Here is a 25,894-nt window from a genome sequence, read left to right on the forward strand (position 1 = left end):
TATCCGCGCCGCTAAACTTGCCCCGGGCTAACTAAAAATAAGAATAGACAATATGATTTTAGAGACAATTGATTATAGAGCGACTGGCAGTGCAGAAAAATTTGTAAAATCACTGCGTGACACTGGCTTTGGTGTTTTAAGTAACCACCCAATCGACAAACAACTCGTCGAAGATATCTACACCGAGTGGCAAGCGTTCTTTAATACCGACGAAAAAAGACAATTTCTATTTAAACCTGAAACACAAGATGGATTTTTCCCTGCGGATATCTCGGAAACAGCCAAAGGCCACACCGTTAAAGATATCAAAGAGTATTACCATATCTATCCATGGGGACGTATTCCTGAGCAACTAAAAGCCAACATTTTAAAGTATTATGACCACGCAAATAGCTTAGCGGCGGAACTGCTTGAATGGGTAGAGCTATATTCACCAACAGAAGTGAAAGATAAGTTCTCAATCGCGTTACCAAAAATGATAGAAGACAGCCAAAAAACACTTTTACGCGTACTACACTATCCGCCAATGTCGGGTAATGAAGAAGCGGGTGCTATCCGCGCTGCAGCGCACGAAGACATCAATTTGCTGACGGTACTCCCCGCCGCAAACGAGCCGGGTCTGCAAGTTCAGCTAAAAGACAACTCTTGGATCGATGTACCAAGCGACTTTGGTAATATCATTATCAACATCGGTGACATGTTGCAAGAGGCATCAGGTGGCTATTTCCCATCGACTAGCCATAGGGTTATTAACCCAGAAGGCAGCGATGTGACCAAGGCTCGAGTCTCTCTGCCGCTATTTTTACACCCTAATCCTGAAGTGAAATTATCAGAGAACTACACAGCGGATAGCTATTTAATGGAACGCCTTCGAGAATTAGGCGTAATTTAGCCTCTATTGCATTCAAAAAGCGCTTTTACGCGCTTTTTGTTTGTTATAAATAAGCTTAACAAGGTAAAATCCCCCCAATAATGTAATTTGATAGTAGAGCAAGCACATGGCAATTCAGTGGTATCCGGGACACATGTACAAAGCACGTAAAGAGATCGAAGAGGTAATGCCTCAGATCGATTTAGTTATTGAAGTGCTCGATGCGCGTATCCCTTACAGCAGCGAAAATCCTGAGGTGCAAAAGCTTCGAGGTGATAAGCCTTGTATCAAACTACTGAATAAATCAGATTTGGCCGATCCGGTAACGACCCAAGCTTGGATTGAATACCTTGAACAAGAGCAAGGTGTTAAAGCGATGGCGATTACCACTTTACAAGCAGCTCAAGTCAAGAAAATTCCTGACCTTTGCCGTAAATTTGTCCCGAGTAGAGACAAACTTGAAAAAGATATTCGTACCATGATCATGGGGATCCCCAATGTCGGTAAATCCACGATCATCAACACCCTGGCAGGCCGTACAATTGCTAAAACAGGTAATGAACCTGCGGTAACCAAAATCCAACAGCGTATTAATTTACGTAATGGTATTGTGCTGTCTGATACCCCTGGTATTTTGTGGCCAAAAGTCGACAATGAAAGAAGCAGTTACCGACTTGCCGTGACTGGTGCCATTAAAGATACCGCGATGGAATATGAAGATGTTGCTATGTTTGCCGCTGAGTATTTTCTCCTAGCCTACCCTGAAGCAATGAAAGAGCGTTATAAGCTAAAGGAATTGCCAGAAACTGACATCGAGTTACTTGAGGCTATTGGCCGTAAGCGTGGTGCACTTCGCCCAGGTGGTCGTATCGACTTGCACAAGGTATCTGAACTACTGTTGCATGAGTTCCGGTCAGGAAAAATTGGCCAGCTATCATTAGAAACACCTGCCATGGCAGAGATTGAAAAAGCAGAAGTCGCCAGAATACTTGCAGAGAAAGAAGCTAAAGAGGAAGTTAAACGTGAACAAGAACGCTTAAAGCGCTCTGGCAAACGATTTAACTAGACTGATAGAAACATATTAAAAAGCGCTTAATAAGGCGCTTTTTTTATGTGTTGTTATCTCTAATGCTAGCAACGAGATGACTACAACTGTTCTCAAGCAGATCCAGTACTAATTCAAAACCATCACCAACGCCATAATAAGGATCTGGCACCTCATCATAAGCTATAGCCCCGGCAGAAAATTCACAATAATCTAAAATAAGACCAAGTTTAGATTGGAATTGAGATGGGCAGATATCTGTTAAATCATCAAGATTTTGCTTGTCCGCCGCTAAAATAAGATCGAATGCACTAAAGTCGTCAATCCTCACCTGTCTAGCAGTCATGCCATCAAAGCATAAGCCACGCTTAACTCCTGCAGCAATTGAGCGTTTATCAGGAGAGTGACCTTGGTGATAAGCTATTGTACCTGCTGATTCAATCTTGATATCAAGCTTAGCCTGCTGTACCTGTGCTCTGAACATAGCCTCTGCCGATGGTGAACGACAAATGTTGCCCATACATACAAACAGTACACTTTTAATAGCCATTAGAGAGTTTTCCATTCTGTTTATCGCAAATTTACTATAAGTTGACTTATTAATCCTAACCAATTTGAAACTCACTAGGTATCATAAGTATAATTTACTGAGGGGAAGTGAAAGTGCTTTTTTTAGGATATTCTTAGACGATACCTAGCAGGATTAATACAAGTATCTACATGTGATGATGCGGCCTAACTTCATAAATAATCCATGTTAGTTATTTAGGTTTTCATGAACATAATCAAATTTTATATGCCCGGTTTACCAATCACCAATGAACCTGACGCTGGATTGACGACCATCATATTTCCTATACAAGAAACTTAGGTGAAATTTGTCCATAAAACTTGGTAACGCTATCAAGTGTCTACAGCTCTAAGGGCTTACCACCGCATAAACTTAGCTGATAAACACGCCTGTTACGGCGCACTTAAAAGGTCGGACTCAGCCGACTTTGCCCCCCCGAATCTCACACCTTGGTAGACATACCATGCTCTAAATGCTGACATGCCATCTTGCAAGCACACCTCTTTAAGGATTGCATCAACCCGTTTTCTATCCGACGGTGGTAACACCTGATCTCTCATAAGCTGATATAACGCGTCATGAATTAAGGAACCTTGCATAAAGTTTTTGCTGTCTATTGCCGGGCTACTTGGCCCATCCCATGCGTAACCTGCCTTTATAATTAAGCGGCCGCTGGCGTTGATCTCAAGAAAAAGATTGGCAATAGGCACTTTAACAGACAGACCTGTCTCATAGATTAATTCTGAATGTAGATTATATTTGTATTTTCTACGCTGCTTATACTTAATCAATGCCTTCTCCCAAGTATGCACTTCGCTGCCTTTAACACTGCTAGTTAAGGTTTTGCCAGTAAGATATAAAATATTAGTGCGAATAACATACTGAAATAGCAGTAAGAAAGAAATAGCCTTGCAGCTAATTAAAGGGTGAAACGGTGAATTAAAATGGATCTCTAACTCGCAAAAAACTCGCAAATCTAGGGGTGCCTTTTTGTGTTTTACCGTAGTATTTAAACGTTATAATGCTACCCACCTTTGGTGGATTGCGGCGCTCTTCATCAGTAAAGCCGCTGCCAATACTAAATCGTTTTCCCTGCATACTTTCAACCAATAATGCCCCCATCATGCCAGTGTATTTACCCTTCCCTTGCTGATGCGCTAAAACAACAGCTTCTGCGTCGTAAACAGGTTTTAATTTAACAATGTCATGACTGCGCCCAATTTGGTAATGCGCCGTTTTTCGATGCAGCATCAAACCTTCACCATTTGCCTCAACGATAACATTAAGCCTTGTATCTAATTCAGCTTGGTCATCAATTGAGAACTGCTCAATAACGTGAATGTAGGGACTAATCTGTGATAAATCAGCCAGTGCTTTTTCATATCGTTCTATAAAAGGCATACTTTCCGCTGGCAGATCAAAAACCATAAAGCTGACTTGCTGCCACTCTGCTTTGCTGGCGTTATTCTTGCGGACAATAGCCGAGACTTGTTCGAAATGATTACGATCAATCCATAGCTCGCCGTCAATGGGGTAGTTTGGGAAACCTTCAACAAACCAATTGGGTACATTGATGACTCTGCCTGAACGAGACAACATATCGGAGCCATTCCAATAGCCCCTTACCCCATCGAGTTTTTCACTTATTAAGTAATCAGATAATTTAGTAATGCGCTGCTGTTCATATTCTTTTGCTAGTTGAATCTGCGGTTTAGCCATTTCTGCTGCAGTTAGCTCCGCAGTCACAACAAAGAAAAACGCCAATCCCCCACAACAAAGACGTACCAAATAATTGAGTTCTGAACTTAGCCAGTAGATTTTTGTCATAAACAACTCGCATTACTAAATAAGCACCGCGCTCATTCTCTTTTAAAAAGCCTAGCCCCATAAAAGAGATATTCAATCAGCAAAATGGCTGAATTATCGCTGGGCTTTTTTGCATTAACACATAATTTTAACGTGCTATACTGAGCCGCAATTTTTGGGATCAATTCAAATTAAAAATAATCGTACATAGATGAGAGTATATGAAACCTGCAAATAATCATGGTATTAAACGCGTAATTAGAGCGACTGGATTTTCGATGCAAGGCCTTAAACTTGCGTGGAAACATGAAGCTGCATTCAGACAAGAATTGATGCTCGCTATCATTATGTTACCTATAGCGCTATTAGTTGACGTCACCACTGTAGAGCGCATTTTACTGATCTTTGGTTTGTTTTTGGTGCTAATCGTTGAGCTATTAAATTCAGCGATTGAAGCTGTCGTGGACAGAATTAGTGACGAGATCCATCCACTAAGTGGTCAAGCTAAAGATATTGCATCAGCAGCGGTATTTATGAGCTTAGCTTTTTGTGGCTTAAGCTGGGCGCTGATCTTATTGCCTAAATTTATATAACGCTCTTTTCAGTTAAACATGCTCTTTCTGTTAACGACATCTCGCTAGCGAAAGGGCATCTTGTGCCATAGAGACCAATATAAGCCCCTATAACACGTCCACCGTCTGCAAAATCACATCAGAGTTAAGTCACGTTTAGTACACTTTCTGTCATTTCCTCCACAAAACACGCCAAAACTAGTTAAAAATACAGTTTTACTGCAACAGATCAAACAAATTACACATATCTTGAAACAACTTATTCACATTTTGACATATGCTGTTATGCTGTTTCTAATATCTCTAAGCACTTGACTCGATTCAAATGCGAAAAATAAAAATTATAAAAGATTGCGGAGTTACTTTTAATGTCTAAAAGTTTCACATTTATCACAGCCACGTTATTGGCCTTGATGACAAGTTATAGTGTCAAAGCCGAGAATAATACCATTATTCGCGTGGGTGGTTTTTATGCAAATACTGATTCAAGTATTGATGTTAACGATCCTCTTCTGGGCAATAATTTCTCCCTCGATTTTGAACAAGACTTAAAGCTTGAAGAGTCTCAATTTTTACCCTTCTTTGAATTCACTTACCAATTTAACGAACGACACAATGTTTATGTAGACTGGAAACAGCTGCACCGTAACGCACTCGTCCAGTCGGTCGAAAAGCCATTTCAATTTACTTGGGATGACATTACTTATGATGTCAAATCTGGAATTGCATTAGATACCACGCTAAATATCGATATTGCACGTATCGGTTATGGCTATGATATTTGGCAAGGTGATAACTACGACGTTGGTGTGTCGATTGGTTTGCATGCCATGTTTATTAAAACAGCTTTCAGTGGTGATATTGGGATCTGTGACGTCGATACTGAAACTCGCTGCCCTGACACGATTAGCATTCCTAAAATTGTTGATGAGAAGCTGACTGCCCCCCTACCTGATATCGGTGTCTATGGCAGTTATGAAATTTACCCTGGATTTAAGTTCAGCGGACACGCACAATATTTCTATATCAAGCTAGATGAATTAAAAGGCGGCTTAGTCGATATTAGACTCGGTGTCGAAGCGGCTATTACTGATAACTGGCATATGACCGCTGCATTTAACTATTATGAAGTTGACGTGGAATTTACCTCTAATTTAAAAAATACTGATTTAAAAATTGCCGATTACAATATTTACTACAGCTTTACAGGACCAATGCTTTCAGTGAGCTATCAGTTCTAATTATCATTAAACTGATTTTAGTTCCCTCTGTGATAGCAATAAAAAAGACACCTTGCGGTGTCTTTTTTATTGGTTGCTAACTATCTAAGCTATTTCCCATCTTGGGTACGCCTATTTTTAAAGTCAGACTCTTCTAGCCATTTAGGCCAATCATCATTATTGGCAAGCATCGCAAGAATGTCGGAAATTAGGCTGATATCTTGGCGTACGCCACCTAAGGTCCAATTCGGATCATAGTCATCCGCTTCCTTATGGTATTTATGGGCAATGTAATCAGGATCTGTGTCACCAAGACTCATAAATAGCAAACCCGGCACGCCTTCTTGCGCTAATGCGAAATGATCAGAGCGGAACATAAGTCCATTTTGCGGCAGAGGATCACCCTTTACAAAACGATCTTGATGCTTAGCAGCATCATTCAGGTAATGCTCCATTTCTGATACGCCTTCACCATAACGCAATATGTAATCGACGCTATTATTCACGTTCATGCCATCTATATTTAAGAAAGAGACAATCTTTTTGGTCGGTATCGGCGGTTGTTTTGCGAAATGCTGTGCACCTATTAAGCCCGTTTCTTCAGCGGTGAATGAAGTAAACAGTATTGAGCGCTTAAAGGGTTGCTCTTTAGCACGTAAACTAAATATTCTGGCAAGCTCGAGTACACCAGCGACACCACTGGCATTATCAACCGCACCATTATAGATATGCTTGACCCCTTTTTTATCGGTTCTGGTACCGAGGTGATCCCAGTGAGCATGCATCACCACCATTTCATCAGCACGGTCACTCCCTGGGAGTAACGCCATAATGTTGTATGACTGAGCACGTTCAATAGTGTTATTTAGCGCTAGGTTAGCCGTGGTTTTTAAAGAGACAGCCTTAAAATTGGGCTTAGCGGCTTTTTGCTTTTGCTGCTCATAATCTAAACCTGCCTCAGCAAAAATCTGTTTTGCGTTTTGATGCTGGATCCAACCCATTACACCCACTTGACTTAGGTTGTTATCATCATCAATTAAGGTGAATTTACTGCCTGTATTTGAGTTTTGCACCACGCCCCAACCATATGCCGCTGGCGCAGTTTCATGCACAATAAAAACGGCCTTTGCCCCCTGCCTCGCCGCTTCCTCATATTTATAGGTCCAGCGGCCATAATAGGTCATGGCATTACCTTTAAATAGTGCCGCATTCTGGGTAGCAAAGCCTGGATCATTAACCAATACAATGACCGTTTTATCTTTTACATCAATGCCTTGATAATCATTCCAGTCATACTCTGGTGCGTTTATGCCATAGCCGACAAAAACCACTTCGCTATTTTCAAGTTTAATGCGCTCGCTTATTTGCTGTGTGCGCGCGGTAAACTCGGTGCCATTGGTCAGGTTTAACGAACCAATATTCAAGGTCATATTCTGATCTGCTGTAACTTTTGCCAGTGGCACAGGCTGCAAATAACGGTCGCCAAAACCAGGTTTTAAGCCAATTTTCTTAAATTCGGCTTCAATATAATTTAGCGTCAATGTCTCTCCTGCTGACAAAGGCGCGCGTCCGCCGTACTCATCGCTAGCAAGTGTTTTAACATGGGTTCGATATTTATCAAGATCTAGCCCAACAGGGCTTTTATCTGAATGGGCAAATGATGGTATGGCTAACGCAGACAACACGCTTGCTAGTATGAGTTTTTTCACTGATTATCCCTTAATGTTTATAATCTTGTTTTTATTTTAATTATTTGCTTCTTTGTGGCTTATTTTCATTAAAGAGATGTATCCACAAAGGTAAATCATAATAGAATGGCTTTATAAAATGCACAATGATGCTATCTCTCATTCGCATAATAATGACAAAGTGAGTCAATTAATAAAGTTAAGGCAAGAAAATGTCAAATCAATTGCTAAGGGAAGCCGCGGCTAAGTTAAAAAAAGCCATTCCCTTGATGCTAAAACACCAAATTCCCACCACGCCGACCAATTATGCTTTGTGGTATGCGTATGTCGGTCAAAGTAGTCCAGAGCTCAATCGGCAGTTAGATGAAGTGATCAGTCAATACCGTACTTGCCCCCCGAGTCAGGGCGAGCGCTTATATCAAGCATACCTTTCAGATCCAATAGAGTTAGACGTTATTGAAATGCGTCAAAATCTCGATGCGATGGTGACGGATCTATCGCAATCATTGAAAGATACCAATCTCGATGCAAACCAATATCAAACTAAGATTAACACCAACTTTGATAAGCTAAACAAAATTGAAAACGAAGGTTTCTCTATTGAAGAAGTACTGACACTGGTTAAAAGTCTCGCCAGCGACGCACACGATATTAAAAACAGTACCCAGCACTTTACTGATCAGTTAGCCCATGCACAGTCAGAGATTAATCAGCTTAAAATTCAGCTGAAAAAATCTGAGCATGACATGCACTTTGATGCGTTAACTAGCGCGCTAAATAGAAGAGCATTTAATAAAGATATCAAAGGACTCATTGAGCAAACTCCCGAGGGATTATGCCTAGTCATTGCCGATATAGACCACTTTAAGGATTTTAATGATACTTATGGCCACCAGCTGGGCGATCAGGTGTTAAAAGCGGTTGCAAGAAGGCTCAATGAAAGTTGTCATGACGGTATTAAACTCTATCGTTTTGGGGGTGAAGAGTTTGCTTTATTGGTGCCAATGAGCCAATTAGGTCGGGCGAGACAACTTGCAGAATCAATGCGCCGTAGCCTTGAAAAATTAATTTTAAAGGATAAACGTAAAGATCAACGTGTCGATAATGTCAGAGCATCATTTGGTGTCGCTCAATACCAAGAAAAAGATACCGATTCAACATTGATTGAACGTGCCGACAAACAGCTCTATGAAGCAAAGCGCCTTGGTCGCAATAGAGTGATGCCGATGACTCATTAAGCTTTTCCCCATTCCGACTAAATCGCTTCTACTTTATCAAACGGCACTGCGGTAACCACATAACGCAGTGGCCCACCCGCCACAGCACTATCAAACGGATAACAAGTCACTAATGTTAGCTTCGTCTCTCCGACATTTTCCATCACTGAGACCTCACTTTCATGTACAACTTGAGTCTGCATTACTTGATATAACACTTCTATGCCCTCAGCATTTTGTAAGGTGATGAGTTGCCCAATTTGAGTACCACTTAATAGCGAAAAATGGGTATCTCTATGGCCGGCTATGACAGTATTACCACGGCTATTAATCTTTGCAGAAGATAATACTTGAGCGGGACCAAAGGCTAGGTTACGACCCGATGCACCCGATAACACGTATAGACTGCGGTTTTTCGTGACTGATGCATTCTCCCTTTGGATAGGTGTTGCCGTCACCTCACTGTTTGAAGCAATAAACTCAAGTTTGGCGACCGGATATGTGTCAGCCCACGACCAAGGTTTATGTTGCTGCTGATCATCAAGTGTTTTCTGCCACGCTTGCTGTATTAAGAATTGTGCAAAGTAGGCTTTGGCTTGCATATACGCTCCTTGACTAACAAACGTTAGCCCTAAAATGAACAGTAAACAGGTAAAACCAATATGCAGCCGCCGATATGTAAAGCTGAAGCGCACTGCTGCATGCCGATAAGCCATACTCATGTAATAACCTTAGTGACTTGACGGCGAGTACCACTGCCATTACCGCAAAAGGACACTGAGTAAAGTATCGACAAACCCAATAGCATGCTGCCCAATATTAACCAAGCATAGCTACTGGTCGCGGTTTGCGGTAAACGCTGCCATCCCTTTGGCATATGAGGTAAAACCTGTCCGTCAACAACCATGACACCATCAGGTCGAGCCGGTGTTTTATCAATGGCGACTAAACTGGTATAAGCACTCATCACATGATAATTAAGCGAGATGGCCGTGATCTGCTTTTCAATTCGATCATTATTAGCCGCTTCTTTTGATAGCTCCAATGCAGCAATCTGTTTTCTGGCCCAAATTAAGTCTAAACCCTTAGCGCCAGAGTTCTTTTCTATTGAAAGTTGTTGCTGCCAAAACTGGCCCGCTAACTGACCGCTAACGACGAACTCTTTCTCGCTATAGCTGGGGAGCTTCATTGCAACCATAATAGGCTCATGAGCATACAAATCAGGAATAGTGGCTGGCCAATAGTCAGGAATACTGCCATCAGCAAAGCGCAGCTCCACATCGGTGACCGTGGGTTTTTCAAGTTTATCGAGCATCGCGACCATTTTACTCTTCACTTCCGATTGCTTGCCTATATAGGTATAAGTGCCACGCCCCAACTCTGCTGCTCTTTGCATAAAATGGCCATTAGGGGCGGCGCCGATGCCAATCGTAAATAACCTACTACCGTGTAATTGATTACGAATTTGGTTGAATAGCTGCGGTTCATTACCCACGGCACCATCAGTAATAAACAACACCTGACGTAAAGACCCAGTTGAGCTAGCTTGCTGATTGAGCGCTTTATCTAAAGCAAGTGACATCTCTGTGCCACCATCAGCTTCTAAGCTTTGCACATAGGCTTGAGCCCTTCCTATGTTCTTAGCATTCGCCGTAAGGGACTGCTCTGCCAGTGCATACACGCGAGAGTTAAACTGCAAAATATTAAAGCTGTCTTGAGATGAGAGCCCAGATAATGCATAAATAATTGCAGATTTAGCTTGCTCAATAGCCTCTCCAGACATTGAGCCAGATGTATCTATTACCAAAATGAGTTCTCTTGGGGCGACCACTGTAGAGATACTCCCTTGTTGTGGCGGAAGCAGCATCACCAGTGCATATTGCGCTTGTGGTGTTATCGGTATTTTTCCGCTCTTAGCGTCATCACTAGAGTGTGAGTTCAGGCTTAACGGTGAGCTTGGTTGTGGGTCTAATTGTGACTTTGAAGCTTGATTAGTGTTTTGATTTAGCTGATGACCTAAATAGGTTTTACCCTGTTGGCTGAATATTGCAGCCGTTGGTGTACTGCCGACACTCGGCCGCCAATTTAATACAAAGTCACTGTTGGCCTTTGCGGCGATTAAATGAATATTGGCTTGACCATCATCGTTACGCCTAATGTTCACTTGATGATACGGGCTATCAATCTCACTGATTGCCAACCCCGCATCTAGCTCTACTTCGATATCAACGCTATTTATCCAGTTTTGGCTTTTTTTTTGACTGACACTATTCCAAACATCCACTGCTGCAGTGGCATAATTTGCAACTGATGTAGCAATGAAAGTTGAGTTTGAGTTTACAGATGCGGCAGCGGATCCCGCTTTGGGATAATATCTAGGTGCCACAACCATAGGAAAACGCAAACTAAACATACCTTGGTCATAATTGACCAGCTGTTGATAATTGAGTTCCACCACCAAGGTCTCTCCAGGGGCTAAGTTGGCGACTTGAGCGCTGAAAATATTAGCTTTTTTTTGCTCCAGTAAACTGGCTTTTTTACCGGCCTTTTTTGCTTCATTAAATAAAGCTTTAGCCTTACGTTTTTCTTTTATCTCGCCCTCGATGACTCTATCGCCGATCAGCATTCTGAGACCATCGACGGCTGCTTCACTAGGCAGAGGGAAAACATATTCACCATTGACCCAAAACGGTTGGTCATTATGAAATTCATGCCGCACAGACACTCGGTTGGTCCAGCCAGAGACCTGCATATGGACTTGTGTTTTCATTGGCAATGACACGTTTTTGTTCCCCATGGCATCAAAAATAATCAAGCTACCTTGCTGGATCTCATCATTTAATCGATAAGCACTATCGGCTGATTCAAATCCAGCGGGTTCAGTCGATCCTGTCGCGCTCACTGCTGCCGTATAAATCGTCGAAACTAACAGTAACAAAGCACGTTGCCAATACCGTACTCCTTGGCGTTTGTTAACCAATATCATTTGCCTAGCCATCTTTATCTCCTTATAAACGCTAAGCAATCTGAACAGAGACTTCAGACTGCTATATCAGCGTGACTCTAGATGGGTTAGCGAGCAGGATTGGCTGCTAGTTCGCTATCATGTGATTGCAGTTTTAGGGTGACGCGGCGGTCAAAAAAGTCATTTTCAAAGTTCTGTTCCGCCGTTAACGGCGATGTCGCGCCATAAGCTTGATAATGCAAACGGTCATTAGCGACACCTTGTTTCACTAAATAGCTTGTCACTTCAGCAACACGCTGCTCCGATAACGCTTGGTTATAATCGCTATCACCACGTCTATCTGCATAACCGGTGACATCTAACGTCAACTCAGGTGACAGCGACATCGCGTAAGCCACATCATCAAGTTGCTGAGCAAAGTGAGGTTCGATAGATGATGAGCCCGTTTTGAATTGCACATTAAGACCCAATGCTAATTCAGTTAGCTTTTGCTCCTGTGCCATTTTAAGTGTTGTTAGCTGTTGCTGGGCAGCTTCATATTGAGTTGATAATGCGATTAATGATTCATTTTGTTCATTAAGAGTGGCGAGCTCACCTTGCTTACTATCTAGCATCACTTGCTGGTTTTTTATCTCATCATCATCGCCTACAGACTTGCCCAATAAGCTCCCTGCAAAAGCTCCAATAATGGCGCCGACAGGGCCACCGACGACAGCGCCAACAACAATGCCAGAACTTAACCCAATGAGCTCTTCGTTATGACTACGTTCTGTGCTTTCTGCCGTTTCAGCGGCGCTAGCGTGAGATGAAAGTGTGATAGCGGCAATAACCAGTGATGCGATAATATGCTTTTTCATAATATGTCCCTTTTAAGTGTTAACTCATATTCAGTTGCCGAGATACGGCGTCATTTCAATAACGCTATTAAACCGCAGCCAAATGTCTTCAAAAGGGAGCAAACATGGCAATTTAAATATCAAATGTGGCAACAAAAAGGCAATCGACTCTACCGCCTTTAAACGCAGATAAAATCCTGTATAGTCACAATCAATTACAGAGATAACGCTATAAGTAACAAGCCATGAAACGAATCGCGATAGTAGAAGATGAAGCCGCCCTTAGAGAAAACTACAAAGATGTTTTGCAGCAGCAAGGTTATAGCGTTCAGGCTTATGCTAATCGACCTGAGGCAATGCGCGCTTTCAATACTCGACTACCTGATTTAGCCATTATTGATATCGGCTTGGAGTATGAGATCGACGGTGGATTCACTCTTTGCCAGTCACTTAGAGCAATGTCGAGTACAGTACCGATTATCTTTTTGACCGCAAGAGACAGTGACTTTGATACCGTATGTGGTCTACGACTAGGCGCTGATGATTACCTCAGTAAAGATGTTAGCTTTCCGCACTTAATTGCTCGACTTGCAGCGCTGTTTAGACGCTCAGAGCTTAAAGATACCAGCAATGACAATAATCCATTGGTCGAACATGGTTTGCTGTCGATTGATATCAACCGCATGCAAGTGTATTGGTCAGGCATTCAGATTGAGTTGACGGTCACCGAGTTTTGGATGGTGCATGCACTTGCGAGGCGACCAGGCCATGTCAGGCAGCGCCAAGAGCTAATGCAAGAGGCTAAGATATTTGTCGATGATTCAACCATTACTTCTCACGTAAAACGGATCCGTAAAAAGTTTCTCGCCCAAGACACGCAGTTCAACTGCATTGATACGGTTTATGGAATGGGTTATCGATGGGACGCACAAAGCTAATAGTTATTCTATATCGAGAAATATATGTTTAATCTTCCTATAGGCCTACGTGCCAAAGTCGGTGTCTTATCTCTATTCTTGCTGTGTCTGCCATGGCTCGGTTACGAATATGTGTGGGAGATGGAAAAGTATTTACGCCTTGGCCAAGAAAAAACCCTCGAAGGCACCACTCAAGCACTTGCCACTGCATTACACGAGCGGCCAAAACTATTTGATAGTCAAGCAAGCTTCCTAACTCAGGTAGAGAAAGGTCGCGATCTATACGCTTATCCATTAGCAGGCCCTATTCAACTTGATGGCAAGTTAGGTGACTGGCAGCCGTACCGTCACAGCTCACTGCACTATGGTGAAGATTATCAAGTATATAAGCACGATCCAGCCAAGCCATTAGGCATCGAATTTACTCATATGGTGGGCAAATATGCTGGTTACCTTTATGGCTTTTTTGAAGTCACCGATCCGCAGGTTATCTATCGCGGTAAAAACAGCTTAAGCATTGACCGCAATGATCATATCGCCATTGCAACTTTAGCCCCCGATGGACAGTTTCGCCGCTATGTTGTTGCCACCACTAAAGATGGTTGGATCAGCGCATTTGAGCTACCAGAAGATCCAGCACTGACAACGCCTGTGACACCCGAAGTCAAAATTCAGGGTAAATGGCTTAAATCAGCTAAAGGCTACAACGTCGAACTGCGGATCCCACTCGAGATGGTCGGCAGTAAACTCGGATTTGCCATCTATGATGTAAACGACAGTAATACTCGACAATTAGAAGCGATTGTCGGCACCTCAGCGATTGATGATGTGAATAAGCTCGGCACGGTATTAGTGCCTTCGCCAGAAATCGAAAGCATCATTAAGGGCATGGCCCACAATAGCTCAAGGATCTGGGTCGTCGATAGGCATGGGCGAGTACTGGCCAAGTCTGGTGATATCCGCTCCGACAATAGTGTTTGGGCGCGCTCCACAGTCGAAAAAGAGGGTAAGAGCACCTGGGACAGGTTTAAGCAGCAATACCTATACCCGCTTTATTATAAAATTTTAACTATCCCTGCTAAAGACTTTATCGATTCATTACAAGACTCAACCGTACTGCAAGGCAGTCACATCAATAAAGCATTAAAGGGCAAACAGGGCTCCACATGGCGACTCACACCCGATAACAAAGCAGTGGTTTTAGCCGCTGCCAGCCCTATTTGGATCGATGATAAAGTCATGGGTGTGGTCATTGCAGAAGAAACCACTCATGGGATCCGCACCCTTCGCAATAAAGCCTTAGAGAAGCTGTTTAATGTGATTTTAACGATTATGAGTATGGGGACATTGGCACTGTTCTTTTTTGCGTCCAACATCTCTAGCAGAATACGTAAACTGCGTGATGAAGCCGAGCGAGCAATTGATAATCAAGGACGTATTAAAAAGGCAATTAAAGGCTCGAAGGTCCGTGATGAAATTGGCGATCTGTCTCGTAGTTTTGCCAGTATTGTAAGTCGATTAGGCGAATATACCCACTATCTAGAAAACATGTCTTCGCGCTTATCTCATGAGCTACGTACGCCTGTTGCTGTGGTTCGATCGTCACTGGAGCATCTGAGTCTGCAAACGCTTAACCCTGATAGCCGTAAATATGTTGACCGGGCACAGGAAGGTGTTAACCGCCTTAATATGATCCTCAATAATATGAGCGAAGCCACACGACTCGAAGAGAGTTTAACCCATGCTGAAAAGTCACTGTTCCCACTAGAGAAAGTGATTAGTGGCTGTATGCAAGGGTATCAAATGACCTACCCTAATCAGCTTTTCAAGATTGATGTCGACTCACAAGCTATGTATGTCGAAGGCGTACCAGAATACATTGCGCAGCTAATGGATAAGCTTATTGCGAATGCGCTGGAATTTAGCACCCCAGACAGTGCTATCGAAGTGAGCCTTAAAGCGCACAATAAAGTTGCCCATTTATCGGTAGCCAACTATGGCACGCCCTTGCCTGACAATATGTCACAGCAGATCTTTGAATCTATGGTCTCTGTCAGGGCTCAGAAAGCCCAAGATAAGCCACACTTAGGACTTGGACTTTATATTGCTCGATTAATCAGCCTATTCCATAAAGGAAAAATCAGCGCACAAAATAGAGTCAATGAACAAGGCGCTGTTTTTGGGGTTGAGATTTTAATCCAACTGCCTATCAGTAAAGAAAAACCAGCATAGCGAAATGTATGAACATATTGACACTTCACTTTAGCCGTTTAGATGTTAAGATGGCTAAAACTAAAAAGCCCTATTGTGGAAGTAGAACCCTATGAAAAAAGAAACGCAGATAATTAGTCTTGGCCGTGACAAAAAGTGGACCCAAGGTGTAATAAACCCACCCGTTTTTCGCGCATCAACCATGGTGTTTGATACGATGGATGAACTGCGTTTTGCTGCTAAAAATAAGGCCAATGGCGAGATGTTTTACGGTCGCCGTGGCGGACCGACTCATTTTGCATTTCAAGCAGCAATTGCCGAACTTGAAGGTGGCGTAGGCACCGCACTTTACCCTTCTGGTAGCGCAGCTATAAGCAATAGCTTGCTGTCATTTTTAAAAGCGGGCGATCATCTGCTGATGGTCGACAGTGCTTATGAACCTACCCGCGACTTATGTAATAAGTTATTAGCAGGCTATGGCATTGAAACCACTTACTATGATCCTATGGTAGGTGAAGGCATCCGCGATCTTATTCAACCAAACACTAAAGTGTTGTTTTTAGAGTCTCCTGGTTCTATCACCATGGAGATTCAAGATGTGCCAACCCTAAGCCGTATTGCACATGAACATGATATTGTGGTGATGCTGGATAATACGTGGGCATCCCCCATCAACTCACGTCCATTTGAGATGGGCGTCGATATTTCGATTCAAGCGGCGACTAAATATATTGTTGGCCACTCCGATGTAATGATGGGCACATCCACCGCCAATGAAAAACATTGGGAACAGTTACGCGAAAACAGCTACCTTTTAGGCCAATGCACCTCACCTGATGATGTCTATCTTGCCAGTCGTGGTCTGCGTACCCTAGGTATTCGTCTAGCTCAACATGAGCAGAACGCATTAAAAGTCGCTAACTGGCTTAATAGCCGACCAGAAGTTGACCATCTGCGTCATCCAGCTTTTGACACTTGTCCTGGTCACGAGTTTTTCAAACGTGATTTTACAGCTTCTAATGGTTTGTTTTCATTTGTATTAAAACAGGGAAACCTGCAATCCGTCACTGCTTTTGTTGAAAACATGCAGCACTTTAAGATGGGCTTTTCATGGGGCGGCTTTGAAAGCCTTATTTTGGGTGTGTTTGGTATCGATAAAATACGTACCGCCACTCAATGGGACAGTAGCAAGCCGCTTATTAGGCTGCATATTGGTCTGGAGAACGTCGATGATCTGATTGCCGATCTCGACGCCGCATTTGACCGCTTCAATGCCGAACTAAACCGATAGTATTAGTACTAACCGACATAAAAAATCCGAGACCTAGAGATAGGACTCGGATTTTTACTTTTCATCAGCTTACTAAATCGTAAATGTCATTAACTAAAGAGCTGATCAGCAACAAATGGGTTTTGTACCCGCTCTTCCCCAAAGGTAGACAGCGGACCGTGACCGGGAATAAATTGTACTTCTTTACCCAAAGGCCAGAGTTTTTTAGTAATAGAGTTAATTAAATCTTGATGATTAGATTGAGGGAAATCAGTACGGCCTATTGAGCCTCTGAATAACACATCGCCAACCCATGCAATGTCTGCCTCTTTGGCAAAAAAGATCACATGACCAGGAGTGTGTCCAGGACAATGGAGTACCGATAAAACTTGATTACCGACATTGACTTCATCGCCCTCTTCTAAATAACGAGTGGGAGTAAATGGATCGCAATGTACAAAACCAAAGTGCTTACTTTGTGTTGGTAACGTTTCTAACCAAAAACTATCCGCCACGTGTGGGCCAACAATCGGTATATCTAACTGTTCCGCAAGAGCTTGCGCAGCGCCCACATGATCGATATGTCCGTGAGTCAACAACACCTGCTCAACCACTACATTATTTTTGGCTGCTTCTTCTAAAATACGCTCTAGATTACCACCGGGATCGACCACAGCTCCTTTCAAGGTTTGCTCACACCAAATTAAGCTGCAATTTTGTTGAAATGGCGTGACGGGTATTAACTGATACTTCATCGTTACTCACCTAAAGGTTATTTAGCCGTGGAATGGCTAAAGATTACGCCACCTTGGCCATTTCCTCTATTAATAAATGATAGAACATGAACTAACGCTCACAAAATGTCATATTTATCGTTTACAAGATCCAAGCTGATTAGCCATAAGTTGAAACCATTCACCTAGTGACTATTTCGGTCTATACCCATCCGACTAGAAGATGTTCGTTTCAGAGGCCTTGTGCTCGTTCAATTCTAGGCGCATTAGTCTGTGTTACTGCTTTTACCAAGGTTTCCACTGAGTCCTGCACCTTCAGGTAAGATGGGTATATAATCTTCAGCTCTGTTGCCCCTAAAAATACTCAAAAAACTAAGGCTTATTCAATGACAACACATCTCACCTTTGCAGGCATGGTTGCTCGTAAACACACCTTCACACTCCCTCTTGATTACCAGCAACCTAACGGTGAGACAATAAACGTTTTTGCGCGCGAGCTTGTCAGTCCTGAAAATCAACATAAAGCGCTGCCTTTCATCGTCTTTTTTCAAGGTGGCCCCGGATTTGGCGCGGTAAGACCTGCTGCTAATGGCGGCTGGATAAAGCGAGCTCTGCAAGAGTTTCGAGTGCTTTTGCTCGACCAACGCGGCACCGGACTGTCGAGCCCTGTGAGCTCAGCTAGCCTTATACATTTATCCACAACGCAGCAAAGCCAGTACCTAAGCCATTTTCGTGCAGACAACATCATTCGCGACGCCGAAGCTATTCGTCAACAGCTTGTTGGCGATGAGAAATGGTCTATTCTCGGGCAGAGCTTTGGTGGTTTTTGTGTCTTAAAGTACCTCAATGATGCACCACAAGGCCTTAAAGAAGCCTATATTACGGGTGGTATACCCTCTTTGACTCGCACCGCAGATGAAGTCTACCAAGCCACTTATCAACGTGTTATTGCTAAGAATAATGATTTTTTCAGCCGTTTTAGTGACGCACAAGGTTTAATTAAAGCCGTAGCGCAACATATCAGCGAACATGATGTAAAGCTGGCGACAGGTGAGCAACTCACTGTTGAAATGTTACAACTGCTGGGGATCAACATCGGCATGGAGCAAGGCCCTGAGAGCGTCTACTACTTATTAGAACAAGCACTCATTACCACGGCTAGCGGCACTATAGTTAACCCACTATTTCTGGCCCATTTCTGCCAAATGTTAGACTATAATAGCAACCCCATTTTTGCGCTGTTGCATGAGTCTATTTATTGTCAGAATAATGCTTCAAATTGGTCTGCTCATCGCGTTAGAGCGCAATATCCACAGTTCAACTACACGTCTGATAAGCCTTTCCTCTTTACTGGAGAGATGATCTACCCGTGGATGTTTGATCAGTTCAGCAATCTAAGACCATTAAAAGAAGCCGCGACAACGCTCGCAATGAAGGACGATTGGCCTGCACTATATCAACAGGCGGTATTAGCAGAAAATACCGTGCCTGTAGCAGCGGCGATCTATAGTGAAGATATGTTTGTTGAGATGCGTTACAGCCTAGAAACTGCCGCCAAAGTGGGTAACTTAAAGTACTGGTTAACATCGGAATATGAACACAATGGTATTCGGATGGATGGAGAGCACATTTTAGATAGATTAATTACAATTAATCGTGGGGAAAACTTGCGTTAATTAAGAAACACTTAAGATTACCACGACATAATGTAATCTGTTCCTCACCCAGTATCACCTTTTGCAAGCCTTTTTAAGGCTTGCTTTTTTTTGCCTCGAAATCCATATTTAACAGACCTTCCTCTACTCGGTCATCGCTGATGGACATTACTCATCTTGAACAGCTTAGTGCTGAAACACTGCTAGGGATCGTCAACGAAAAGTTGCGCTTAACCTGTGCGGATCAAGCCGCACTCTTTTATGAACTCGATATCGATAAACGGTTATTAGAGTCTAAACTTGCCGACATAGGCTTTCACTATAGTGCGCTAAGCAATCAATATCGAAACCTAAAATAGACGATAAAGCGCAAGGCCCTATCGTCTATTGATATGGAATTGAATATCACTGTGCTACCAGTGCGACTCTATATTTTATAAGCAGCTATTTAAGCGGACTATTTATGCCAAGTCGGGTCTGTCCTTACGGGTATAGCGATACACCAATGCGTAAAGCACAGGCAAAATCACTAAGGTCAATAACGTCGATGAGATAATACCGCCAATCACGACGGTAGCTAAAGGTCGTTGCACCTCAGCGCCAGTACCAACATTAAGCGCCATCGGCACAAAACCAAGACTTGCCACCAGCGCCGTCATCATCACAGGTCTAAGGCGTTGACTCGCCCCTTGCTTAATCGCCTCAATGAGCTCTAGACCTTGCTCTTTAAGCTCCTTAATAAAGCTCAACATCACCACACCATTGAGAACAGCAATCCCCGATAGCGCAATAAAGCCAACCGCTGCCGATATTGATAATGGCATGTCACGCAGAACCAATGCCAGCACGCCGCCGGTGAGTGCTAAGGGCACGCCACTGAAGATGATCAGCGAATCACGAACAGAGCCAAAGGCACTGTATAATAAGCCGAAAATTAACAGTAACGTCAACGGTACCAAGATCATTAAACGGTTTGAAGCCGATTCTAACTGCTCAAAGGTGCCACCATATTCACTCCAATAACCACTAGGGAGTGCGAGTTGCTCGGACATCACTTGCTTAGTATCTTCAATAAACGAACCTAAGTCGCGGCCATCAACGTTAGCGGTCACCACCACGTGGCGCTTGCCACTTTGACGATTGATCTGGTTGGGGCCAATTTTGAATTTAAGTTCAGCCACCTCTCCAAGTGGAACATAACTTAAATCAGGATTTAACTCCGTTGGCAGCGCTATCGGGATATTGGCGAGCTTGTCGAGATCTTGGCTGATGCTATCGGCCATTCTGACGACTAATTTAAAACGCCTGTCACCTTCATAGATAAGACCAACGGGCACACCAGAGACAGCTGTTTGCAACGCTTGCTGTACATCAACAATGGTCAAACCTAGCAGCGCTAAATGGTCGCGGTTGGGCTCGACAGATAATGTTGGCAGACCGGACATCTGCTCAACGCGGACATCTGTTGCACCATCAATACCTTGGAATAATCCAACGGCGCGATCACCGGCATCTTTTAAGGTATCCAGATCATCTCCATAGATCCTTAATGCCACATCCGCGCGCACACCAGCAATGAGCTCATTAAAGCGCATCTCAATCGGCTGGGTAAACTCATAGTTATTACCCGGTACCTGCTCAACATGCTCGCGCAGCTCGTCAATGAACTGCGCCTTGGTTTTACTTGGATCTGCCCACTCCGAACGCGGTTTGATGATCAAAATAGTATCAGCAACACTTGGTGGCATAGGATCGGTCGCCACCTCGGGAGTACCGACTTTAGAGAACACTCGCTGCACTTCATCTAACTCACCGATGATAATTTCGAGCTTTTTCTGCATCTCAATTGATTGCTCAAGCCCGGTGCCAGTGATGCGCATGGCATGCATGGCAATATCACCTTCATCGAGTTTAGGTAAGAACTCTGAACCTAATCGACTGAGCTGTACGCTTGTGACAACGATAAGGACAACCGCGCCGGCAAGAATGATGAAAGGACGTTTAAGTGAGAAAAACAGCACTGGCTCGTAGGCTTTACGTGCACTTGCCATCAACCAGTTTTCTTTCTCGTTCACTTTGCCTTTAACGAATATGGCAATTGCAGCAGGAACAAAAGTCACCGAAAACAGTAATGCACCAATTAACGCCGCAACCACAGTAAAGGCCATTGGATGGAACATCTTACCTTCTACGCCATTGAGGGCGAAAATCGGCAAGTACACCAACATAATGATCAATACACCGAATACTGCCGGACGAAACACCTCTTTAGTGGCGTCAAAGACCACTTTTATACGCTCTTCCAGAACTAATAAACGACCGTGCTGATGCTGTGCCATGCCTAGTCGGCGCAGCGCATTTTCAACAATGATCACCGCCCCATCAACAATGATACCGAAATCTATCGCGCCAAGGCTCATCAAGTTGCCTGAGACTCGGTTAGCTGTCATCCCCGTAATGGCAAACAACATACTCAGAGGAATAACCAATGCCGCTATCAAGGCTGCGCGGAAGTTACCTAGCAGTGCAAACAACACTACAATAACTAACACAGCGCCTTCAAATAGGTTTTTCTGTACTGTTGTTATCGCTTTATCCACTAAAGTGGTGCGATCGTAAACCGCTTCAGCAACAATGCCCTGTGGCAGACTTGCATTGACCAGTTTAAGCTTTTCGCCAACTTCTTTGGCAACAACGCGGCTGTTCTCGCCGAGCAACATAAACGCGGTACCGAGCACGGTTTCTTCGCCGTCTTGGCTGGCCGCGCCTGTTCGCAGTTGCTTACCGTAGAAGACCTCAGCGACATCACCAATACGCACTGGAGCGTCATCACGTTTGGTGACCACGACTTGGCGAATAGATCCCAAATCTTTAAGCTGACCAGGTGAACGAACGAGCCACTGCTCACCACTGCGCTCGATATAACCTGCGCCGGCATTTCGATTATTAAGCTCTAATGCCTTGATGACATCATTGACGGTCACTTTATAAGCCAGCAACTTTGCTGGATCTGGCGCGACTTGGTACTCACGCTCATAACCGCCGAGGCTGTTAATCTCTGTCACGCCCTTAACTTTGACCAGCTGTGGACGAATGATCCAGTCTTGAATGGTGCGTAAGTCTTCTGCGTTATATTCGCTGCCGTCCTCTTTTAGCGCACCCTCGAGTGCCCGAATAGAGTAAGTAAACACTTCTCCTAAACCACTGCTCACAGGTCCAAGTGCAGGCTCTGCCTCAACAGGCAATTCACTGCGCACGCCTTGCAGGCGCTCGGTGATCTGCTGACGAGCCCAATAGATATCAGTGCCCTCTTCAAAAATCACCGTGACTTGCGATAAGCCATAGCGAGAGATTGAACGGGTGTAAGACAGGCTTGGGATCCCAGCCATGGCATTTTCAATCACATAGGTCAGCCGCTGCTCAGATTCGAGCGGTGAGTAACCAGAGATGGCCGTATTAATTTGTACTTGTACGTTAGTAATGTCAGGCACTGCATCAATCGGCAGCTTAAAGGTGTTATAAACACCCAGCGCGGCAATGAACAGTGTCATTGCTAATACCAGTAATCGCCGTTTGAGGGCGAAAGAGATAATTGTATCCATATCAGTTCGTCCTTAGTGTACGTGCTTTGCAGCGTTTTTCATGATGTCAGCTTTCAACAAATAGCTATTCTCGGTGACGTACTCGGCATTCGCCTCAAGCCCATCGAGCACCTCAACAAATTCGCCATCGGTCTCGCCTAATGTCAGCAAACGCACTTCGAAGGTATTACCGTATTTAACAAACACTGCCGGTTTGTCCATGAAAGTTTGCAATGCATCAGCGCGCACCGCTAAAGGCACTTGCTTGGTACGTGTCTCGATGTTGGCTTGAATATGCATGCCTGGACGCCAATGGCCCTCAGGGTTAGCAATAACGGCACGCACTCTGGCAATATGACCACCGGTCATTACTGGTGCAATATAACTAATAGTGCTGCTGGCACGGCCTTCACTGTGAGCCTCTTCACTATTACTATGGTCGTCATCACCAATCGTAACAGCCTGCCCTAACGCGATTCTGCTTAAGTTTTTTGGAAACGCCGACATATCAATCCACACGCTCGAAAGGTCGCTAATTTGCAGCAGAGCTTGATTAAAAGTACTGTCGCCAACCGCTAACATTTGTGCGGTCACTTGGCCATTCGCAGGACTTTTTACACCGTAACCTTGTAAGGTTGCTGAGTTACGAACCGTGGCAATCACTTGGCCTTTAACGACGGTATCGCCAATAGTGACATTAAGTTGCTCAATCACCCCTGTATAGGGCGCAGAGACACTAAACTGCTTATCTGAAATGGGGGCTATCACACCAAAAAGTCTATCAACAAAGGTAAGTTTTGCTGGCGCACTGAAGCCTATTTTTACACCTGACAATGCCAGTAAACGGTCATTAATAGTGACTCGCCCCATATGATTCTCATAGTGAAAATCATATGTTTCACCTTTGAAGCTCGCGTCTATTTCAACATCAAAAGAGTGTGGTTCACTGACGCTTTTATCGCTGACAAGGTACATCTCTTCAGCTACAAAACTCACACTGTCGATAACGCCTCCCAAACGGGTTAACGATGCCGATAAAGCAACCTTTTCAGGGGACACTGGCTTGCCTTTATAAAAAGCGTAAACCCGCATCTCTGGTGGGATCCCAGATTCAGCCATGGTGATTTCTAAGGCGAAGTCATCATGTTTGAGCAAACGACCACCGTGTGGGCCTTCTTCATCATCATGGTGCTCCTCCTCTTCTTCATGGCCGTGTTCACCGCTAGCTTGAGCCGCATTGAACGGAATAAAAGCACCCGCAGCCAGTATCGATAGAGACATTGCGGCGGCAATGAGTTTTGCTTGTAATGCGTTAACATTGATATTCATTATTTATTTTCCATTGCCACAACAGGCTTAATATTGGTGTTTGCAACCGTCATTGATTGCCCTGTGATCCGCTCTATCGCTAACAGCTCCAGATAAACGGCTGTTTTAGCTTCAATCAACTCTCGTTCAATACTAAAGAGCTCAGATTGAGCATCAGCAAGCTGCAGCACATTGGCTTGTCCTGTTTGGTAGGCGGTTTGCGTGTGGGAAAGTAACTGTTTGGCCAGTGGTAACACTTGCACCTTGAGCTGTTGCACTTGTTTGGCGTTGTTAACCATAGACTGATGCAGCTCTAACAAGGTCAGTCTTAACTGATCTCTGGCTAAGCGTTGTTGCTCGTTGGCTTTGTCTTCTTCAGCTTTAGCCGCCAGAATATTGCCTTCATTAGGGTTTGAGAATTGCAGCGGCATTGAGAAGTTAACCATTAACGCACCGTCATCAAAGCCGTCGTAGCTTTTAAGACCTACGCCAACGGTGATATCGGCACTCGCTTTTGATTCTTCCATACGACGCTTGGCGATGAGCATGCGTTCAACACTGAGCAACTGTAAATATTGCGGCGCAGTTTCGATGGCATTGAGCACACTCGCAGCGGTCGGCAGTATATGCAGCGAATTAAGCTCGTCATTAGCCATTGAGAACTGAACATCGCTCGACCACATTGCCGCTAGTCTTTGTTTAGCGACATTAAAGTCGCCTGCAATACGTTGCTTTATCACCTTTGAGCGCGATAACCGCAGCTGCATTTTACTGACGTCGGCTTGAATAACAGCGCCCGCTTTAGCGCGGGTTTGAATCGCTTGCAGTGACTTATGCTCCAGTTGGATTCGACGTTCAATCCACTGCTGTAACGCTTGTAGTCGCAATAACTGGTAATAGCGTTCGGTCGTTTGCGCCAGCACCTCTAACCGCAGCATTTCGTACTGGGATAATTCTTGCCTTTGATTCGCACTAGCATAATCAATGCGACGTTGGCGCTTATCCCCTAACTCAATAAGTTGGCTCAACGCTAAGGTGATCTCCGCATTGTCGACCCCTTGCATATCACCGCTGCCGAGAATGTTTTCCACATTAACCGATAACTCAGGGTTAGGCGTGATCCCTGCTTGCAGCGAGAGTGCTTCACTTGCTCGAAGCGAGTATGGATAGGCTTGCAGCGAAATATTATGCAGTAAGGCTTGCTCTAATGCCCACGGTAACTGGATACCATTGTCAGCCGTTGTGGCATCAGTATCCTGTTGTTGTGGTTTGGATGCTGCCATGCTTTGAGCGCTATACACGCCCAAGAAACAGATAGCTAAAGTGACTAATGCCCTTTGGCATGCCACTAAGAAGATATTTATATATCTCATCACGAGATTAAACTCCTGTGAATTCAGTCAATAGATATTGCCACTGCAATAACA

21 protein-coding genes are annotated in these 25,894 nt (G+C 44.0%); 10 read left to right on the forward strand and 11 right to left on the reverse strand.

The window, feature by feature from the left end; genetic code table 11:
- Positions 1 to 52: 52 nt before the first annotated feature.
- Together CXF83_RS15285 and ylqF are read left to right on the forward strand one after the other, a co-directional pair.
- Entirely contained in the window at positions 53 to 892 is an 840-nt protein-coding gene (locus CXF83_RS15285; protein ID WP_101091525.1) for an isopenicillin N synthase family dioxygenase, read from the forward strand.
- A 106-nt stretch (positions 893 to 998) separates the two neighbouring features.
- The gene (gene ylqF, locus CXF83_RS15290) at positions 999 to 1,937 is read left to right on the forward strand and encodes a ribosome biogenesis GTPase YlqF (RefSeq protein WP_101091524.1); all 939 of its coding nucleotides are present in this window, start codon (positions 999 to 1,001) and stop codon (positions 1,935 to 1,937) included.
- Positions 1,938 to 1,980: 43 nt separating this feature from the next.
- On the opposite strand, the gene CXF83_RS15295 is transcribed toward ylqF, so the two are convergent.
- From CXF83_RS15295 to CXF83_RS15305, 3 genes are all read right to left on the reverse strand, one after another.
- The gene (locus CXF83_RS15295) at positions 1,981 to 2,466 is read right to left on the reverse strand and encodes a low molecular weight protein-tyrosine-phosphatase (protein WP_232775123.1); all 486 of its coding nucleotides are present in this window, start codon (positions 2,464 to 2,466) and stop codon (positions 1,981 to 1,983) included.
- 413 nt (positions 2,467 to 2,879) lie between these two features.
- A complete protein-coding gene (locus CXF83_RS15300; protein ID WP_198553551.1) occupies positions 2,880 to 3,461 on the reverse strand; it encodes a DUF1353 domain-containing protein in 582 nt (193 codons plus the stop codon).
- Positions 3,427 to 4,314 carry a DNA ligase gene (locus CXF83_RS15305; protein WP_101091522.1) on the reverse strand — a complete coding sequence of 296 codons (888 nt, stop codon included), beginning with the start codon at positions 4,312 to 4,314 and terminating at the stop codon, positions 3,427 to 3,429. The genes CXF83_RS15300 and CXF83_RS15305 overlap by 35 nt, the downstream gene beginning before the upstream one ends.
- 200 nt (positions 4,315 to 4,514) lie before the next feature.
- On the opposite strand from CXF83_RS15305, the gene CXF83_RS15310 reads away from it, so the two are divergent.
- Positions 4,515 to 4,886 (forward strand): diacylglycerol kinase, encoded by a 372-nt coding sequence (locus CXF83_RS15310; protein ID WP_101091521.1) that lies wholly within the window; start codon positions 4,515 to 4,517, stop codon positions 4,884 to 4,886.
- 347 nt (positions 4,887 to 5,233) lie between these two features.
- Positions 5,234 to 6,106: a hypothetical protein gene (locus CXF83_RS15315; protein WP_101091520.1), complete on the forward strand. Its 873-nt coding sequence runs from the start codon at positions 5,234 to 5,236 to the stop codon at positions 6,104 to 6,106.
- Between the two features lie 89 nt (positions 6,107 to 6,195).
- On the opposite strand, the gene CXF83_RS15320 is transcribed toward CXF83_RS15315, so the two are convergent.
- Positions 6,196 to 7,794 carry a M28 family metallopeptidase gene (locus CXF83_RS15320; RefSeq protein ID WP_101091519.1) on the reverse strand — a complete coding sequence of 533 codons (1,599 nt, stop codon included), beginning with the start codon at positions 7,792 to 7,794 and terminating at the stop codon, positions 6,196 to 6,198.
- A 191-nt stretch (positions 7,795 to 7,985) separates the two neighbouring features.
- Here CXF83_RS15320 and CXF83_RS15325 point away from each other — a divergent pair, with 191 nt between their 5' ends.
- The gene (locus tag CXF83_RS15325) at positions 7,986 to 9,011 is read left to right on the forward strand and encodes a GGDEF domain-containing protein (protein ID WP_101091518.1); all 1,026 of its coding nucleotides are present in this window, start codon (positions 7,986 to 7,988) and stop codon (positions 9,009 to 9,011) included.
- Positions 9,012 to 9,028: 17 nt separating this feature from the next.
- Here the strand turns inward: CXF83_RS15325 and CXF83_RS15330 are convergent, their stop codons facing one another.
- From CXF83_RS15330 to pdsO, 3 genes are all read right to left on the reverse strand, one after another.
- Entirely contained in the window at positions 9,029 to 9,712 is a 684-nt protein-coding gene (locus CXF83_RS15330) for a class GN sortase (protein ID WP_443019112.1), read from the reverse strand.
- Positions 9,709 to 11,988, reverse strand: coding sequence for a marine proteobacterial sortase target protein (locus CXF83_RS15335; RefSeq protein WP_101091517.1), 2,280 nt, complete (start codon positions 11,986 to 11,988; stop codon positions 9,709 to 9,711). Before CXF83_RS15335 ends, CXF83_RS15330 begins: the two co-directional genes overlap by 4 nt.
- A 74-nt stretch (positions 11,989 to 12,062) precedes the next feature.
- On the reverse strand, positions 12,063 to 12,812 hold the full coding sequence (gene pdsO, locus CXF83_RS15340; protein WP_101091516.1) for a sortase-associated OmpA-like protein PdsO: 750 nt from the start codon (positions 12,810 to 12,812) through the stop codon (positions 12,063 to 12,065).
- Between the two features lie 224 nt (positions 12,813 to 13,036).
- Between pdsO and pdsR the strand changes: the two genes are divergently transcribed.
- From pdsR to CXF83_RS15355, 3 genes are all read left to right on the forward strand, one after another.
- On the forward strand, positions 13,037 to 13,729 hold the full coding sequence (pdsR, locus tag CXF83_RS15345) for a proteobacterial dedicated sortase system response regulator (RefSeq protein ID WP_101091515.1): 693 nt from the start codon (positions 13,037 to 13,039) through the stop codon (positions 13,727 to 13,729).
- A 24-nt stretch (positions 13,730 to 13,753) separates the two neighbouring features.
- On the forward strand, positions 13,754 to 15,940 hold the full coding sequence (gene pdsS / locus CXF83_RS15350; protein WP_101091514.1) for a proteobacterial dedicated sortase system histidine kinase: 2,187 nt from the start codon (positions 13,754 to 13,756) through the stop codon (positions 15,938 to 15,940).
- Between the two features lie 91 nt (positions 15,941 to 16,031).
- Positions 16,032 to 17,210, forward strand: coding sequence for a cystathionine beta-lyase (locus tag CXF83_RS15355; protein ID WP_101091513.1), 1,179 nt, complete (start codon positions 16,032 to 16,034; stop codon positions 17,208 to 17,210).
- Positions 17,211 to 17,299: 89 nt separating this feature from the next.
- Here CXF83_RS15355 and CXF83_RS15360 read toward each other — a convergent pair whose 3' ends face one another.
- Positions 17,300 to 17,944, reverse strand: coding sequence for an MBL fold metallo-hydrolase (locus tag CXF83_RS15360; RefSeq protein ID WP_101091512.1), 645 nt, complete (start codon positions 17,942 to 17,944; stop codon positions 17,300 to 17,302).
- Between the two features lie 365 nt (positions 17,945 to 18,309).
- Between CXF83_RS15360 and CXF83_RS15365 the strand changes: the two genes are divergently transcribed.
- Together CXF83_RS15365 and CXF83_RS15370 are read left to right on the forward strand one after the other, a co-directional pair.
- On the forward strand, positions 18,310 to 19,599 hold the full coding sequence (locus CXF83_RS15365; RefSeq protein ID WP_101091511.1) for an alpha/beta fold hydrolase: 1,290 nt from the start codon (positions 18,310 to 18,312) through the stop codon (positions 19,597 to 19,599).
- Positions 19,600 to 19,739: 140 nt separating this feature from the next.
- Positions 19,740 to 19,937, forward strand: coding sequence for a DUF4250 domain-containing protein (locus tag CXF83_RS15370; protein ID WP_101091510.1), 198 nt, complete (start codon positions 19,740 to 19,742; stop codon positions 19,935 to 19,937).
- Positions 19,938 to 20,039: 102 nt separating this feature from the next.
- Here the strand turns inward: CXF83_RS15370 and CXF83_RS15375 are convergent, their stop codons facing one another.
- Genes CXF83_RS15375 through CXF83_RS15385 form a run of 3 tightly spaced genes read right to left on the reverse strand, consistent with a single transcriptional unit; the run spans position 20,040 to position 25,840 of the window.
- Positions 20,040 to 23,180: an efflux RND transporter permease subunit gene (locus CXF83_RS15375; RefSeq protein WP_101091509.1), complete on the reverse strand. Its 3,141-nt coding sequence runs from the start codon at positions 23,178 to 23,180 to the stop codon at positions 20,040 to 20,042.
- 12 nt (positions 23,181 to 23,192) lie between these two features.
- Positions 23,193 to 24,488, reverse strand: a complete 1,296-nt coding sequence (locus CXF83_RS15380; RefSeq protein ID WP_101091508.1) for an efflux RND transporter periplasmic adaptor subunit — start codon at positions 24,486 to 24,488, stop codon at positions 23,193 to 23,195.
- Positions 24,488 to 25,840: a TolC family protein gene (locus CXF83_RS15385; RefSeq protein ID WP_232775197.1), complete on the reverse strand. Its 1,353-nt coding sequence runs from the start codon at positions 25,838 to 25,840 to the stop codon at positions 24,488 to 24,490. Before CXF83_RS15385 ends, CXF83_RS15380 begins: the two co-directional genes overlap by 1 nt.
- Positions 25,841 to 25,894: the final 54 nt, after the last annotated feature.

Source organism: Shewanella sp. Choline-02u-19 (genome assembly GCF_002836205.1).
Lineage (GTDB): Bacteria > Pseudomonadota > Gammaproteobacteria > Enterobacterales > Shewanellaceae > Shewanella.